The following is a 15,602-nucleotide window of genomic DNA, read 5'->3' on the forward strand; positions in this document are numbered from 1 at the left end:
TGGTAGAATAAAAAAAATATGTAAGGGGGCTTCAATCATGGCATTTACTGAATCTGATGTATATAATAACGAAGCGTTTTTTGAACAATATATGAAACGAAGATACCGAGAAAATAGCCCAAATGAATCACTTGAAAAACCAGCCTTCTTTCAACTCATTGGTGATGTGAAAGGAAAGAAAATTCTCGATTTAGGCTGTGGGGACGCAAAATTTGGCAAGGAATTATTAGAAAAAGACTGCCACTCTTACACCGGTATTGAAGGTTCCGAACTTATGTATGAAAAAGCTAAAAAACAACTAGAAAACAAAAATGGCGCCGTTCATTTTTTAAACCTCAAAGACTACACATACCCTCCTTCTACTTTTGATTTAGTAACATCTAGACTCGCCTTACATTATATCGAACATCTTACTATCATTTTTCAAAATGTGTACGAAACTTTAAAGACAAATGGAACCTTTACTTTTAGCGTTCAACACCCTATTATTACCTCTTCATTTGAAAGCTTGCAAACGAGCGGAAAAAGAACGAGTTGGCTTGTCGATGATTACTTTAAACTAGGCAAACGGGTTGAACCTTGGATTGATCAAGAAGTTATTAAATATCATCGTACAACGGAAGAATATTTTACACTATTACAACAGGCTGGATTTACAATTACAAATTTAAAAGAAGCTACACCAGATCAAACTTATTTTCAAAGCGCGGAAGAATATGAACGTCGTTTACGTATTCCCCTCTTTCTCTTATTCTCTTGCCGAAAATAAAAAAGACGATGATTTCCTCATCGTCTTTTTCTTTATCTCATTGCATGAGCAACTTCTTTACGTACACGTCTTCCTTTTCCATGCGGAATACAAAGTGGCGTCCCAAATAACGGATCCGTACTAATTTGACATTCCATTCGGAATACATCACGTACTAGCTTCTCATCTACTACTTCTTCTGGCTTACCTTGTGCATATATTTGTTTATCTTGAATGGCTACAATATTGTCTGCATAACGGCAGGCCAAATTTAAATCGTGTAGTACCATAACAATTGTTCTTTGTTCTGTTTCATTTAATTCGAATAATAAATCTAGCACTTCAATTTGGTGAGTCATATCTAAATAGGTAGTAGGCTCATCCAATAAAATAATATCTGTATCTTGCGCAAGCGTCATTGCAATCCAAGCACGTTGTCGTTGTCCACCTGAAAGAGCATGCACATCACGCTCAGCAAATTCTGTCATACCTGTTGCTGCAAGTGCTTTCTGTACCATTTCCTCATCTTTTTCTGACCATTGCTTCAGCCATGTTTGATACGGATAACGTCCTTGCTTTACAAGTTGCAATACTGTAAGCCCTTCTGGCGCTTGCGGTCCTTGCGGTAAAATTGCCATTTGACGAGCGATTTGCTTCGTTTGCATATTTTGAATGGCTTGACTATCTAACAAAATGTCACCAGCTGTTGGTTTTAATAATCTAGCTAGTGAACGTAATAAGGTCGATTTCCCGCAACCGTTAGAACCGATAAAGATGGTAATTTCACCTTTTGGAATTTCTAAATTCAACTCATCAATAATAATTGTTTCACCGTAAGACAACGTCAAACGTTTCGTCTCCAATGCTTTTTGCATATTCATCTTCCTTTATGAATTCCGACTTTTATAAAGTAAATAAATAAAATAAGGTGCACCAATTGCTGATGTAAATACCCCTGCTGGAATTTCAAGTGGGGTGAAAACTGTACGCCCAATTAAATCTGCAGCAAGTACTAAAATTGCACCGACAATAGCCGCAACCGGGAGTAATGCACCGTATAAAGAACCAACTAGTCTTCGTGAAATATGAGGTGCCATTAAACCGACAAATCCAATTCCACCAGCAAAGGCAACTGCTCCACCAATTAAAGCTGTACTAAGTAATAACATAAATATGCGTGACTTTGTTAAAGGAACACCAAGCCCTACCGCAATATCATCCCCTAGCTCTTGCGCATTTAAATGTCTAGCAGCTATAAATGATATTACCGTTAAAATGAGAACCCACGGCGCAAGTACCATGACGTTTTGCCAAGAAGAACCGTAAACAGTGCCTGTAATCCATACATTCGCTTGACTCGCTTGGTAAATTGGCGCTAACAACATAAACAAAGTCGTTGCCGCTTTCGTTAATGCCCAAAAACCAACACCAATTAAAACAAGACTAATCGGTGATAATCCGTCATTTCTCCATGCAAATAAATATACAAAAAGTGCTACAATCGTTGCCCCAATAAAAGCTGCTAACGGCATATAATGAATGCTTACAGTTAGCGCATTATTTTTATCACTAAATATAGCTAAAAATAATACCACTGCAACACTTGCACCACCTGTAATCCCGATGATATCCGGAGAAGCAAGTGGATTTCGAACGAGCCCTTGTAAAATACATCCTGCTACAGCAAGTGCGATTCCTACAAGGATAGCAATTAAAATACGCGGCATACGAAACTTATTTACAACCATATTGGACATCGCATCGCCATTTCCAGTAATCGCTTGCCATACATCATAAGGAGCAATTTTCATGTCTCCCATACCTGCACTCGCAAAAAATAATCCTATTAAAACAACTAGTAAACTGAATAAGACGAGACAAGCTCGTTTATACATTAAAAACGAGAGCCCGCCTTTTCCTATACGAAACGGAATATACTTCTTCATTTGCTAAGCCCTCTCTTACGTGCAATATAAATAAAGAACGGCGCACCAATAAATGCTGTCATAACCCCTACTGGTACTTCTTGTGGCATAATGACATATCTTGCTGCGATATCAGCTAAGATCAATAGTATTGCACCTAATAAGCCGCTATACGGTACTCTCCACCTATGATCTACTCCAACAAGAAATCTGGCAAAATGCGGGGTAACAATACCAATAAACCCAATAGGACCTGCGACCGCAACTGAACCACCGGATAACAGGACAATAATAAGTAGTACGAATGATTTCATTAAAATCGTTCTTTGACCAAGTCCTTTTGCAACGTCTTCCCCCATCATCAATGTATTTACTTTCCCTGCCATCATAATAGATGCAATCCAGCCTATTAATAAATACGGGAATACTGATTGTAAAATTTCTAACTTTCTTCCTTGCACAGATCCGGCAAGCCAAAATAATACTTCTTCAAGCGCCTTTTCATTTAACACAAGTAATCCTTGTGTTAATGATGAAAATAACGCACTAATTGCGACCCCTGCTAATGTTAATTTAAGAGGCGTTGTCCCCTCTTTTCCTAAAGAACTAGAAGCAAATACAAGTACAGCTGCAATTGCTGCCCCTAAGAAGGCAATCCATGTGAAAGCTGATAATGATGTCACGGAAAAAATAACAATTGCTACAACGATGAAGAAAGCAGCACCTGAATTTAATCCAATAAAATCTGGAGAAGCAAGTGGATTCTTCGTTAAAGTTTGCATAAGACAACCTGCAATGGCTAAACTAGCACCAACACTTGCTGCAATTAATGCCCTTGGTAGACGCACATTTTGAATAATAATATGTTCATTGGAACCATTAAAATGGAAAAAAGCATCTAACGCTAATTTCCAACTCGTATTTGTATATCCAAAAATGATACTTCCCCAAATACAAGTAATGACTGCAATGATCCCAACAAATAATCCAACCCATTTTGCTCGATTTGTTTTTAATAACATGCAGCGTTTCCCCTTCAATGTATAATGATACGTTGTAAGTGTATTTCAACTTAATTCTCATTGTCAACGGAAATGAGAATTATTTTCAACCGTATGTATTGACAATCTAAAGATAAAGGCTTAATATCATGCTTGCTATTGAAAAAAATTCTCACTATGTAGGGGGTACATAATGAATTTCATGCGAAAGAAATCGTTTACAGTATTTGTATTTTTATTAGCCTTTTCACTACTTTTAAGTGCTTGTGGAAAATCAAATACGAAAGAAGAATCAAAAGAAGATACGAAAAAAGAAATGATTCCTGTGGAACATGCAATGGGTAAAACAGAAGTTCCTGCTAATCCAAAACGTGTAGTCATTTTAACAAATGAAGGTACTGAAGCTTTACTTGAATTAGGTGTTAAACCAGTTGGGGCTGTAAAATCTTGGACTGGTGATCCATGGTATCCACATATTAAAGATAAAATGAAAGATGTAAAAGTTGTTGGTGATGAAGGACAAGTGAACGTAGAAACAATCGCTTCTTTAAAACCAGACTTAATTATCGGTAACAAAATGCGTCACGAAAAAGTGTACGAGCAACTAAAAGCAATTGCACCTACTGTGTTCTCTGAAACATTACGTGGTGAATGGAAAGATAACTTCAAGTTTTATGCGAAAGCATTAAATAAAGAAAAAGAAGGCGAAAAGGTTTTAGCTGATTACGATAAAAGTATGAAAGATTTAAAAGCTAAACTAGGCGATAAAGTAAACCAAGAAATTTCTATGGTTCGCTTCATGCCTGGTGATGTTCGTATTTATCATGGTGATACATTCTCTGGTGTTATTTTAAAAGAACTTGGATTCAAACGTCCAGGCGATCAAAATAAAGATGACTTCGCAGAGCGTAACGTATCTAAAGAACGTATTTCTGCAATGGATGGCGATGTATTATTCTACTTCACATTCGATAAAGGAAATGAGAAAAAAGGCTCTGAATTAGAAAAAGAATATATCAATGATCCACTATTTAAAAACTTAAATGCAGTGAAAAATAATAAAGCATACAAAGTTGACGATGTGATTTGGAATACTGCTGGCGGTGTAATGGCTGCTAACCTACTATTAGATGATATCGAAAAACGCTTTGTTAAATAGTATTTCCCTAACCAGCTCCCCTTCTATGGAGCTGGTTATTTTTCAATTCACTTAAATGTCACATTATTTCATTTTGTATTTTTATTCCCAATATGTTATATTATAAAAGTAAATAGAATATATTTTCTCTATATCAGAATAAATATTTTAATCTAAATTTTCTGATTAATCACTATTTTATTTTCTTTTAGAATTCAATTATTACATTTGAAAACGCTTATCATCTTGTTTTCAGGGCAAAATACAGTAACGGTCGAAGTAAAATAGAACTTTTTTAGAAATTTTCTTTCTATTTCCATATAATTCTATTGACTTCTAAATATTTTGTAAATTAAAATGATTACATAAATATCCGTTATACAGGATTAGGGGGAAACAAAAATGGATGCAGCTTTAAAATTAGACAAAGCTGGAGAGCAACAATCACCAAAAAAACATCCACCAGGGTTATACTTGTTGTTCTTTACAGAAGCATGGGAAAGATTCAGTTATTACGGAATGCGTGGCTTATTAGTTCTTTATTTAACAACGAGCTTAGTAAGCGGCGGTTTAGGATTTGATAAAGCAGTTGCAGTTCAAATTTACGGTATTTTCACAATGTTAGTATACTTCACACCGATTATCGGTGGTTGGTTAACTGACCATTTCATTACGAAGCGCCATGCTATTACTATTGGTGGTATCATCATGGCAATTGGTAACTTTGTACTATTCTCAATGAACACAAAAACTGGACTATTTTTAGGATTAGGATTATTAGTTATTGGTAACGGATTCTTCAAACCAAATATTTCGACTTTATTAGGTCAATTATATAGCGAAAACGATTCTCGTCGTGATAGTGCCTTCACTATCTTCTACATGGGAATTAACTTAGGTGCTCTTATCGCTCCATTCATTTGCGGTTACTTCGCAGACTATAGATACGGTTTCTTAACAGCTTGTATCGGTATGATTATTGGACAGCTTGCCTTTAATTTCTTAGCACCTCGTTACTTAGGGTCTATCGGAACAACTGTTGTAGGGAAAAAATCTAAAGAAAAAAATGCAAAAGCAATCGAGAAAAAACCTTTAACAACACAAGAGAAAAAACGTACTGCTGCAATTTTAATTTTAACTTGTTTCGTAGTATTCTTCTGGGCAGGATTTGAGCAAGCAGGTAGTTCTTTAACACTTTACACAGATAAGTTTGTGGATCGTACAATTGGTGGATTTACAATTCCAACACCTTGGTTCCAATCTGTAAACCCACTATTCATTATCTTACTAGCATTACCTGTTTCTGCATTATGGATTAAACTTTCGAAAACAAAAAATGGTGATTTAAAAATCCCAACAAAAATGGCATTTGGTATGATTTTACTAGGGATTGGATATTTAGTTCTAACTTTAGCTGTATTAAAAACTGGTAGCGACGAAGGTAACATTACCATGAAAGCAAACTTACTATTCATTGTATTCACTTACATGTTCCATACAATTGGTGAATTATTCTTATCACCAATCGGATTATCTATGGTAAGTGCAATCGCTCCTGTTAAATTAGCATCATTATTAATGGGTGTATGGTTAGCTGGTACTGGCTTCGCAAACTTATTAGCAGGACAATTAGCTGCTTTCACTCAATCTTTAGGATATTTAGAAGTATTCGCAAGTATCGGTATTATCGTAATCGTACTCGGATTAGTACTTCTTATGTTCTCTAAGAAAATTGCACATATGATGGAATAAGAAATAAAAAGACGCTTCTAAACATTTAGAAGCGTCTTTTCTATTACTTCTCCTCTAAAGCCGTCACGTTCACGTGGACGCTTTCTCCAGGATTAGATACATCATACACTTGAGCAACCCCACTCTGCTCGTCACAGCTCTCAATCCATACTGGTACACCTTCATATGTAACGTCGATTCTACTTGAAGAAGATAAAATTTGTTTCACACGTTTTACATCCATTCTACTATCCCTCCTTTTACTTATTACACTCCTTTCTATCTTTTCTTTTCCTTTTAGAATATATTCCATATAGCAACATTTTAATGGTTAGCCTTTTTTCCTTACATATTAACATTCTTTCTCATATCACCTTCTAACAAATAAAAAAAGACGTAGATCCCACACGTCTTTTTCCATAATATTCAAATTTTAAGAAAATAATGTTTTTACTACTTCACTTACTTTATCGTTATGAATTTGATAATACACTTCCAGTCCTCGTCGTTCAAAGCGTACTACTTTATTTTGTTTTAATTTCGTTAAATGTTGCGAAACTGTTGATTGCGGAATTTCTAACACTTCCTGTAATTGTGTTACGTTACATGTTCCACGTTGCATTAGTTCCATTACTAGGCGTAGACGCAACGGATGCGCTAACGCTCTTAACATTTGTACATCTTCTTCTGAAATACGACATTCGAATTGATTTTGGCTCATAAAGTTCCCCTCATTTTCGTTTTTATTTTCTTTTTATTTATTTATATATCTGTTCTTATATTTCCTGTTACGACATAACTTTATCAACCTATAAAGCTGAAAATTTTTTCCACCTTAACCAGCAAAGGACTCAGGAAAAATTCCTTGCTGATTTTGAATATTATACTATACGATATAACGAAAAAGCAAAATAACGGGCTGCAAATACTTTGCTTGCAAACGTTGTTTTATCAGGCTTTTTGTTATATTTTTACCTCATTGCAATGTGCAGTAATGATATTGTAAAATACCGTCTATAATTGATAACCTATCGTAACGTATTTGGGTTATATTTAACCTCTTTGTTACGCTAAAAGGAATTTTCAGTAAAAAGAGCTGCCGTAACATTAAATATTAACTTATTACTTTTTAATTCATATTCACTAGCTTGAACTATGATGGAATACTTCCTATTAAATACATTTCCTGTCCCACTCCTAACTTGATCAAATAGGGCAAGCGGTACATTCTGCAGCTCTATATTTAATACAAAGACGGTCTCTATTATAGAGCTGTAGGATCAATAATGTATAAACAACTATAAGAAAAGAATATGTAAATCATTTATCTCACCCACTCAAATAGATTTGAGTGGGCTTTTTGTCTACTTTATGAACAAAGCATTTCTTTTAACACTATTATGGAATAATTATACTTTTTTACGTTGACAATAGTGTTGAAGGAGAATATACTAAGCATGTAAGTTGATTGTGAATAGTTTCACAAATAATGTGAATTTCTTCACATAAAATAGATAGGAGTTGTCATTATTATGAGTACTTGGACACAAATTTATGACCCATTAAACAATATTTGGTTATCTGCTCTAATCGCAGCACTTCCAATTTTTTGCTTCATCATTTGTTTAATGGGACTGAAAATGAAAAGTTATATCGCTGGGCTTTATAGTGTGATTGTCGCTATTATTCTTGCTATATTCGTTTATAAAATGCCAGCAACAGTAGCTGTAGCATCTGCCGGATTCGGTATTTTATCCGGATTTTATCCAATTTGTACTATCGTTATCGCAGCAATTTTCCTTTACAAATTAACTGTTAAAACAGAACAATTCAACATCATTCGTGATAGCATTTCAAGTATTACAAATGATCAACGTTTACAAGTATTATTAATTGCTTATTCTTTCGGTGCTTTCTTAGAAGGCGCAGCTGGTCTAGGTGTTCCAGTTGCTATTACAGCTGCACTACTTGTAGGTATGGGCTTTAATCCATTAAAAGCAGCAGGTATTTGTTTAGTAGCAAACATCGCTGGTGGTGCTATGGGTGCTATGGGTATCCCAGTTACAGTACCAGCACAATTAACTGAATTAGATGCATTAACTATCGGTCGTCAAACTGTTCTTATTCTACCATTCATTAGTATTGTATTACCTTTCTTACTTGTTTCAATGGTCGATGGAATTAAAGGTATTAAAGAAACTTGGCAAGGTATTCTTGTAAGTGGTATTTCTTTCGCAATTACTCAGTTCGTTGTAACTTACTTCTTAGGTGCAGAACTTACTAATATTTTCGCAGCCGTTGTAAGTATGATCTCTCTTGCATTATTCCTACGTGTTTGGCAGCCAAAATCTTCTGCTAAAGAAGAAAAACAAGAAGAAAAAGAATCTCATACATTCAATCAAATTTTATATGCTTGGTCTCCATTCGTATTCTTAACTGCATTTGTAACAATCTTTAATTTAAAACCAATTAAAGCTTTATTTGCTCCGGATGGTGCACTAGCAAACTTAGTATTTAACATTCAATTCCCTGGTCTTCATAATGCTGTTATGAAAACTACACCAATTACAAAAGCTGATACACCTTTCGCAGCTGTTTTCAAATTTGATGTATTCTCATCTACAACTACTGCAATTGTATTAGCAATTATCGTTTCACTTATCGTGTACCGCGTTAAAGGTAAAATGGTTAAAGAATTAATGGTTGAAACAATGAAAGAGCTAAAAGCTCCAGTATATACAATCTGTAGCGTTATCGCGTTAGCTTACGTAGAAAACTACTCTGGTATGTCATCTACACTTGGACTTGCATTCTCTTCTACTGGTAATGCATTCCCAATTCTTTCTCCAATCTTAGGATGGATCGGCGTATTCATTACAGGATCAGTAGTATCAAGTGGTTCATTATTCGCACCGCTTCAAGCAGTAACTGCAGATCAATTAAACATCGTTCCTTCTACTCTTGTTGCCTTAAACGTAGTAGGTGGTACAATGGCAAAAATGGTTTCACCTCAATCTGTAGCAGTTGCTTGTGCAGCAGTTGGACTAGTTGGTAAAGAATCTGCCTTATTTAAAACAGCAATGAAATACAGTTTAATCTTCTTAGCTATCATTAGCTTACTTCAATTAAACGCTGTATTTAATATCTTTTAAAATAAAACACCGATCCAAATGGATCGGTGTTTTTTACATTACATCTTCTTATTCTTTAGTAAAGAAGCTCCAGCAATTTCAGGATGCGTCATTTCGAATGGATCTAAAATAATATCCAATTCTTCTTCTGTCAGTACACCATGTTCTAAACATAACTCCCGAACAGATTTTCCTGTTTCAATTGCTTCACGTGCAATACGTGATGCTGCTTCATAACCAATATGAGGGTTAACTGCTGTAATAATTCCAACACTTTTCTCAACATATTGTTTCAGCAGTTCTTCATTTGCTGTAATTCCTTTAATACAATATTCACGGAATACACGGAATCCGTTATTCATAATACTAATAGATTGAATTAAATTAAATACAAGCACAGGCTCCATTACGTTGAGCTCCAGTTGTCCTGCTTCTGACGCTAAGCAAATTGTATGATCATTACCAATTACTTGGAAAGCGACTTGATTAATTACTTCTGCCATAACAGGATTTACTTTACCTGGCATAATAGATGAACCTGGCTGACGAGCTGGTAATTGAATTTCCGCCAATCCAACACGTGGACCAGATGCCATAATACGAAGGTCGTTCGCAATTTTAGACATATTCATCATACATACTTTTAACGCTGCAGATACTTCTGTGTATGCATCTGTATTTTGTGTTGCATCAACTAAATGCTCTGCACCAACAAGTGGGAATCCGCTAAATGTTCGTAAGTGTTTAACCACTTGTTCAATGTAGGTAGGGTTTGCATTTAATCCCGTACCAACAGCTGTCGCCCCCATATTCACTTCATATAAATGTTGGCGAGATTGTTTAATTCTTTTTATATCACGCGCAAGCACTCTGCTATACGCTTCAAATTCTTGTCCAAGACGAATCGGAACAGCATCTTGTAAATGCGTACGTCCCATTTTAATGACGTGATCGAACTCGTTTGCTTTTGCACGGAAAGCAGCATGAAGTTCTTCCATTGTAATAAGAAGTTCTTCTAACATCATAAGAGTTGCAATATGAATTCCCGTTGGGAACGCATCATTCGTTGACTGAGCCATGTTTACATGCGTATTTGGGCTAATTTTTGCATACTCGCCTTTTTCATATCCCATACGTTCTAACGCTCGATTAGCAATTACTTCGTTTGTATTCATATTAATAGAAGTTCCAGCACCGCCCTGAATTGGATCTACGATAAATTGATCATGGAATTTCCCATCAACAATTTCTTGCGCTGCCTCCGCAATTTCATGTCCAATGTCTTTCGCCAAGTAACCAGTATCGATATTTGCAAGTGCCGCCGCTTTTTTCACAATTGCCATTGCCGTAATGAGTGACGGATGGATGCGATATCCTGTAATCGGGAAGTTTTCTACCGCACGTAATGTTTGTACACCGTAATAAGCTCTACTTGGTACTTCCTTTTCACCTAAAAAATCTTTTTCTATACGTATATCCTTCGTTGCTATCATTTTCATCACCTATACTTTTCATTCTAAATCCCTATTTAAAAAATTCGCCCTCTAAAAATACGAGTATCATTCAGAAGAATTTTTCAGTGTCCACCTTCACTATATAGCACCTTTTTTGAAAGCGCAAACATTTAATTTTCTATATATACCTTTTATAGAAAATCATTCTTCTCCCTTCTTTATTTCCACTCGTTTAATTTGATGCATATCTTTTTCCAGAACTTTAAAAGAAAAGCCGTGTTTTTCAATAATATCTCCTTCAGCAACGATTTGCTTTTGTACCATAATCCATCCACCAATTGTATCTACATCATCAGCGATTAAGTGTATGCCAAATAAATCATTTACTTCACTAATAAGCACTTTCCCCTCTACAATTTTACACCCTTCACTTATATGCTCTATAGGCGGGTGTTCATCTTCATCGTATTCATCTCGAATTTCCCCAACAATTTCTTCTAAAATATCTTCTAATGTAACAATCCCAGCTGTACCACCATATTCATCATACAACACAGCTAATGGAATGTGTTTTCTTTGCATTTGTAATAGTAAATCATGAATTGGAATATTTTCTAGCACTTCAATGACCGGCCTTGTATATGGCATAATCGAGCACTCCTCGTCCCGATTACCATCCATATAACGAATAAATAAATCCTTTACATTTACCATTCCAATGATTTCATCTTTATCTTCACCAAATACAGGATACCTCGTATATTTTTCTTGTGCGATTATTTTAATATGTGTTTCAAATGGTTCGTCCTCATATAAACCTACAACTTCCGTACGAGGCACCATAATTTCCTTTGCCACTCTATTATCAAATTCAAAAATATTATTTACATATTTAAATTCCCTTTGATTAATCTCTCCGCTCTCATAACTCTCAGATAAGATTAATCGTAATTCTTCTTCCGAATGAGCAACTTCATGTTCAGAAGCCGGATGTAATCCGAATAACCCTGTTACAAGCCTTGCTGAACCATTTAAAGCCCAAATAAACGGATACATTACTCTGTAAAAGTAAATAAGTGGCTTCGATAATAATAAGCTAACTTGCTCTGCTCTTTGTATGGCGAACGTCTTAGGAGCAAGTTCACCAATAACAACATGTAAAAACGTAATAACTGCAAAAGCAATAATAAATGAAACGGTACTTGCAATTGCAGAAGATAGGTGTAGTTTTAAAAACAACGGCTCTAGTAAATGTTTTATAGTCGGCTCGCCTAACCACCCAAGCCCTAAAGCGGTAATGGTAATACCTAACTGACATGCTGATAAATATTCATCTAAATTTGAAGTTACTTTTTTTGCTGCCAATGCTCCTCGTCGTTTCTCACTAACGAGTTGGTCAATACGACTGCTACGCACCTTAATAATTGCAAACTCAACAGCTACAAAAAAACCTGTTAATGCAATAAGAATGACTACCATCAGTAATTTTAAAATATCCACATATATCCTTTAGCTTTCTTAGCTAAAGTGACACCTCCTTTAAAAAAGAAGTTTCACTTTAGTTTCTTCATTTACTCAAAAGCAACCCTATATAAAATTCACCAATTTCAAACCTCATACAATTCTAAAGGTAAACCATCCGGATCTTGGAAAAAAACAAATTTTTTCCCGGTTATCTCATCAATACGTATCGCCTCAGTTTCAACACCACATTGACTTAAATGTTGCACGGCTTCTTCTATATTTGTAACAGCAAATGCTAAATGCCTAAGTCCAGACGCTTCTGGAAAACTCGGGCGCTCAGGCGGACTAGGGAATGAAAATAATTCAATTTGATACTCTCCCCCTACACATAAATCTAACTTATAAGAATCTCGTTCCTTTCTATATACCTCATTTACCTCTTCAAAACCTAATATCCTAGTATAAAAATCTTTTGACACATCATAATTTGAACAAATAATTGCAACGTGGTGTACTCTACATATATTCATACTCTCTCTATTCCTTTCTTTACCAAAGATGCATATTCTCCCTTGAAATGAAAAATATATATAGCAGAATATCTCTTTTAGGGGGCTTACTATGAAATTTATTACCTTTTTCTTAGGACTTATCGTCGTCTTCTTCCTTGCTTATATCGCTAGTAACAATAAGAAGCATATTAAATTTAAACCTATTTTCATCATGCTTCTTATACAGTTAATTTTAACCTATTTATTATTGAATACAGAAATCGGTCTCATACTTATTCGGTTCATCTCCAGTTTGTTTACAAAGCTACTCGAGTATGCTGCTGATGGTATAAACTTCGTATTTGGCGGCCTTGCCAATAAAGGTGAAATGCCCTTTTTCCTTACTGTCTTATTACCAATTGTCTTCATTTCCGTCTTGATCGGTATACTGCAACATTTCAAAATACTACCATTTTTCATTCGTTGGATCGGTTACTTCCTCAGTAAAATAAATGGTCTTGGGAAATTAGAATCTTACAATGCTATCGCATCTGCCATTGTCGGCCAATCAGAAGTTTTTATTACGGTCAAAAAACAATTAGCTCAAATTCCAAAACACCGTCTTTATACACTTTGCGCATCTGCTATGTCAACTGTATCTATGTCTATCGTAGGTGCCTATATGACAATGATCGAACCTAAATATGTAGTAACCGCACTCGTTCTCAATTTATTTAGCGGTTTTATTATCGTACTGATTATTAACCCCTACGACGTGAAAGATGATGAAGATATTTTAGAAATAAAAGGCGAAAAGCAAAGCTTTTTTGAAATGCTTGGAGAATACATTCTAGATGGCTTTCGAGTAGCTATCGTTGTCGGTGCTATGCTTATCGGATTCGTCGCATTAATGAGCTGCATTAATGATCTATTCCTCATTATATTCGGCATTACTTTCCAGCAATTAATCGGCTACGTCTTTGCACCAATTGCATTTCTTATTGGTGTACCAAGTTCTGAAATTGTCGCGGCTGGTAGCATTATGGCAACGAAGCTTGTAACGAATGAATTTGTAGCAATGATGGATCTTAGTAAAATTTCTAATAGCCTTTCTCCTCGTACAGTTGGTATTATTTCTGTCTTCCTCGTCTCTTTTGCCAACTTTTCTTCTATCGGCATTATTTCAGGTGCGGTAAAAGGATTAAACGAAGAACAAGGAAACGTCGTTGCCAGATTTGGCCTTAAATTACTATACGGAGCGACTCTCGTTAGCATTTTATCTGCAATTATCGTAAGCATTATGTTGTAATTAGGTAAAATTTTATCATTTTCTTATCCCTATCTTTTGTATACAATAACGAATAGATGTCTTTATAAATAATCAAGACATCTATTTTTTATACATGTACAATCGCTTTTATTTAGCGTACAATATTTTTTATGTGTTTAAATGCGCTTCTAGATGTATATACTTTGATAGTTTTAAAGGAGAAAAAATGATGAAATCCGATATGCACAAAGATACTCGAGCCAAAAAGGGACGCTCAAAGAAAAAACGTCTACTTTGGTTCCTTCTTATTCCATTACTGATTATAGCACTTGGAGCAGGAGGCTACTCCTTCCATATATACAGTAAAGCAAAATCAATTCTAAGTAATGCCTATTCTGAACTTGGTCGCGGAGACAAATCCAGCAAACGTGAAAAAGCCGTTAAACCTATGACTGACAACATTTCCGTACTTATTATGGGTGTTGATGAAAGTGATATTAGGGACAAAAATTATGGGAAAGCAACTCGTACAGATGCACTATTACTTGCAACCATTAATAAAAACGATAAATCTGTTAAGCTTGTCAGTATTCCACGTGATTCACGTGTCTATATTAAATCACGTGATAAATACGATAAAATTACACATGCGCACGTATTCGGTGGTGTAGACAGCACGATTGATACAGTTGAGAATTTTTTAGATGTTCCAGTTGATTACTATGTAAAATTCAACTTTAAATCCTTTATCAAAATTGTTGATTCCCTTGGTGGCATTACTGTAGATGTTCCAGTGGAGTTCACAGAACAAAATAGTAAAGATGAAGCAGATGCAGTTCACCTTAAAAAGGGACGTCAACATTTAAATGGAGAAGAAGCACTGGCACTAGCGAGAACTCGTCATATCGATAGTGATTATATGCGCGGTCAACGACAACAGCTTGTTTTAGAAGCTATTGCTGAAAAGGCATTATCTCTGAATTCCATTAATAAAATCGGTGGTTTATTAGACGCTGTTGATAAAGACTTAAAAACAAATTTAACTTTTGATGATATGATGACAATTGCGAAAAATTCAATGGGTTCAAACTTAAAAATGGACAAATTGCAAGTAGAAGGTACTGATAAATATATAGGTGGTATTTATTATTACGTTCCAAACGAAAAAAGCGTCGATAATATTTCGACAACACTACAAGATCATCTCGGTGTTACGAATAAAAATGAACATAAAAAATTATAATAAAAA

The 15,602-nt window shown here is 35.2% G+C and carries 14 protein-coding genes; 6 read left to right on the forward strand and 8 right to left on the reverse strand.

Annotation, left to right across the window (positions count from 1 at the left end; translation table 11 throughout):
- Positions 1-37 precede the first annotated feature (37 nt).
- Positions 38-769, forward strand: a complete 732-nt coding sequence (locus QCI47_RS24980) for a class I SAM-dependent DNA methyltransferase (protein WP_000885946.1) — start codon at positions 38-40, stop codon at positions 767-769.
- Positions 770-801: 32 nt separating this feature from the next.
- Here QCI47_RS24980 and QCI47_RS24985 read toward each other — a convergent pair whose 3' ends face one another.
- Genes QCI47_RS24985 through QCI47_RS24995 form a run of 3 tightly spaced genes read right to left on the reverse strand, consistent with a single transcriptional unit; the run spans position 802 to position 3,695 of the window.
- Positions 802-1,623 carry an ABC transporter ATP-binding protein gene (locus QCI47_RS24985; protein ID WP_001167951.1) on the reverse strand — a complete coding sequence of 274 codons (822 nt, stop codon included), beginning with the start codon at positions 1,621-1,623 and terminating at the stop codon, positions 802-804.
- A gap of 12 nt (positions 1,624-1,635) precedes the next feature.
- Entirely contained in the window at positions 1,636-2,694 is a 1,059-nt protein-coding gene (locus QCI47_RS24990) for a FecCD family ABC transporter permease (RefSeq protein WP_000760066.1), read from the reverse strand.
- A complete protein-coding gene (locus tag QCI47_RS24995; RefSeq protein ID WP_000925236.1) occupies positions 2,691-3,695 on the reverse strand; it encodes a FecCD family ABC transporter permease in 1,005 nt (334 codons plus the stop codon). The genes QCI47_RS24990 and QCI47_RS24995 overlap by 4 nt, the downstream gene beginning before the upstream one ends.
- A gap of 172 nt (positions 3,696-3,867) precedes the next feature.
- On the opposite strand from QCI47_RS24995, the gene QCI47_RS25000 reads away from it, so the two are divergent.
- Both QCI47_RS25000 and QCI47_RS25005 read left to right on the forward strand, forming a co-directional pair.
- Positions 3,868-4,833, forward strand: a complete 966-nt coding sequence (locus QCI47_RS25000; protein ID WP_076868458.1) for an ABC transporter substrate-binding protein — start codon at positions 3,868-3,870, stop codon at positions 4,831-4,833.
- A 381-nt stretch (positions 4,834-5,214) separates the two neighbouring features.
- Entirely contained in the window at positions 5,215-6,564 is a 1,350-nt protein-coding gene (locus tag QCI47_RS25005; RefSeq protein ID WP_000338308.1) for a peptide MFS transporter, read from the forward strand.
- A gap of 43 nt (positions 6,565-6,607) precedes the next feature.
- Here QCI47_RS25005 and QCI47_RS25010 read toward each other — a convergent pair whose 3' ends face one another.
- Both QCI47_RS25010 and QCI47_RS25015 read right to left on the reverse strand, forming a co-directional pair.
- On the reverse strand, positions 6,608-6,787 hold the full coding sequence (locus QCI47_RS25010; protein ID WP_000382683.1) for an acid-soluble spore protein H: 180 nt from the start codon (positions 6,785-6,787) through the stop codon (positions 6,608-6,610).
- A 189-nt stretch (positions 6,788-6,976) separates the two neighbouring features.
- Positions 6,977-7,264: an ArsR/SmtB family transcription factor gene (locus tag QCI47_RS25015; RefSeq protein WP_000081429.1), complete on the reverse strand. Its 288-nt coding sequence runs from the start codon at positions 7,262-7,264 to the stop codon at positions 6,977-6,979.
- Positions 7,265-8,075: 811 nt separating this feature from the next.
- On the opposite strand from QCI47_RS25015, the gene QCI47_RS25020 reads away from it, so the two are divergent.
- Positions 8,076-9,695 carry an L-lactate permease gene (locus QCI47_RS25020; RefSeq protein ID WP_070805198.1) on the forward strand — a complete coding sequence of 540 codons (1,620 nt, stop codon included), beginning with the start codon at positions 8,076-8,078 and terminating at the stop codon, positions 9,693-9,695.
- A gap of 38 nt (positions 9,696-9,733) precedes the next feature.
- Here QCI47_RS25020 and aspA read toward each other — a convergent pair whose 3' ends face one another.
- The 3 genes from aspA to gloA2 all read right to left on the reverse strand — a co-directional run bounded on the left by aspA (position 9,734) and on the right by gloA2 (position 13,122).
- Complete coding sequence (gene aspA / locus QCI47_RS25025; RefSeq protein WP_000562151.1) at positions 9,734-11,167, reverse strand: aspartate ammonia-lyase; 1,434 nt, start codon at positions 11,165-11,167, stop codon at positions 9,734-9,736.
- A 162-nt stretch (positions 11,168-11,329) separates the two neighbouring features.
- The gene (locus QCI47_RS25030; protein WP_000353305.1) at positions 11,330-12,628 is read right to left on the reverse strand and encodes a hemolysin family protein; all 1,299 of its coding nucleotides are present in this window, start codon (positions 12,626-12,628) and stop codon (positions 11,330-11,332) included.
- 107 nt (positions 12,629-12,735) lie between these two features.
- A complete protein-coding gene (gene gloA2, locus QCI47_RS25035; protein ID WP_001017666.1) occupies positions 12,736-13,122 on the reverse strand; it encodes an SMU1112c/YaeR family gloxylase I-like metalloprotein in 387 nt (128 codons plus the stop codon).
- A gap of 91 nt (positions 13,123-13,213) precedes the next feature.
- Between gloA2 and QCI47_RS25040 the strand changes: the two genes are divergently transcribed.
- Together QCI47_RS25040 and QCI47_RS25045 are read left to right on the forward strand one after the other, a co-directional pair.
- Positions 13,214-14,392 (forward strand): NupC/NupG family nucleoside CNT transporter, encoded by a 1,179-nt coding sequence (locus tag QCI47_RS25040; protein WP_000668836.1) that lies wholly within the window; start codon positions 13,214-13,216, stop codon positions 14,390-14,392.
- A gap of 190 nt (positions 14,393-14,582) precedes the next feature.
- Complete coding sequence (locus QCI47_RS25045) at positions 14,583-15,596, forward strand: LCP family protein (protein ID WP_483299106.1); 1,014 nt, start codon at positions 14,583-14,585, stop codon at positions 15,594-15,596.
- Positions 15,597-15,602: the final 6 nt, after the last annotated feature.

Origin of the sequence: Bacillus cereus group sp. RP29 (assembly GCF_040459765.1) — a bacterium.
GTDB lineage: Bacteria > Bacillota > Bacilli > Bacillales > Bacillaceae_G > Bacillus_A > Bacillus_A paranthracis.

Excerpts from the sequence above, each read along its gene's own strand:
- QCI47_RS24980 (WP_000885946.1), top strand. The coding sequence starts at position 38 with ATGGCATTTACTGAATCTGATGTATATAATAACGAAGCGTTTTTTGAA.
- QCI47_RS24985 (WP_001167951.1), bottom strand. The coding sequence starts at position 1,623 with ATGCAAAAAGCATTGGAGACGAAACGTTTGACGTTGTCTTACGGTGAA.
- QCI47_RS24990 (WP_000760066.1), bottom strand. The coding sequence starts at position 2,694 with ATGAAGAAGTATATTCCGTTTCGTATAGGAAAAGGCGGGCTCTCGTTT.
- QCI47_RS24995 (WP_000925236.1), bottom strand. The coding sequence starts at position 3,695 with ATGTTATTAAAAACAAATCGAGCAAAATGGGTTGGATTATTTGTTGGG.
- QCI47_RS25000 (WP_076868458.1), top strand. The coding sequence starts at position 3,868 with ATGAATTTCATGCGAAAGAAATCGTTTACAGTATTTGTATTTTTATTA.
- QCI47_RS25005 (WP_000338308.1), top strand. The coding sequence starts at position 5,215 with ATGGATGCAGCTTTAAAATTAGACAAAGCTGGAGAGCAACAATCACCA.
- QCI47_RS25010 (WP_000382683.1), bottom strand. The coding sequence starts at position 6,787 with ATGGATGTAAAACGTGTGAAACAAATTTTATCTTCTTCAAGTAGAATC.
- QCI47_RS25015 (WP_000081429.1), bottom strand. The coding sequence starts at position 7,264 with ATGAGCCAAAATCAATTCGAATGTCGTATTTCAGAAGAAGATGTACAA.
- QCI47_RS25020 (WP_070805198.1), top strand. The coding sequence starts at position 8,076 with ATGAGTACTTGGACACAAATTTATGACCCATTAAACAATATTTGGTTA.
- aspA (WP_000562151.1), bottom strand. The coding sequence starts at position 11,167 with ATGATAGCAACGAAGGATATACGTATAGAAAAAGATTTTTTAGGTGAA.
- gloA2 (WP_001017666.1), bottom strand. The coding sequence starts at position 13,122 with ATGAATATATGTAGAGTACACCACGTTGCAATTATTTGTTCAAATTAT.
- QCI47_RS25040 (WP_000668836.1), top strand. The coding sequence starts at position 13,214 with ATGAAATTTATTACCTTTTTCTTAGGACTTATCGTCGTCTTCTTCCTT.
- QCI47_RS25045 (WP_483299106.1), top strand. The coding sequence starts at position 14,583 with ATGAAATCCGATATGCACAAAGATACTCGAGCCAAAAAGGGACGCTCA.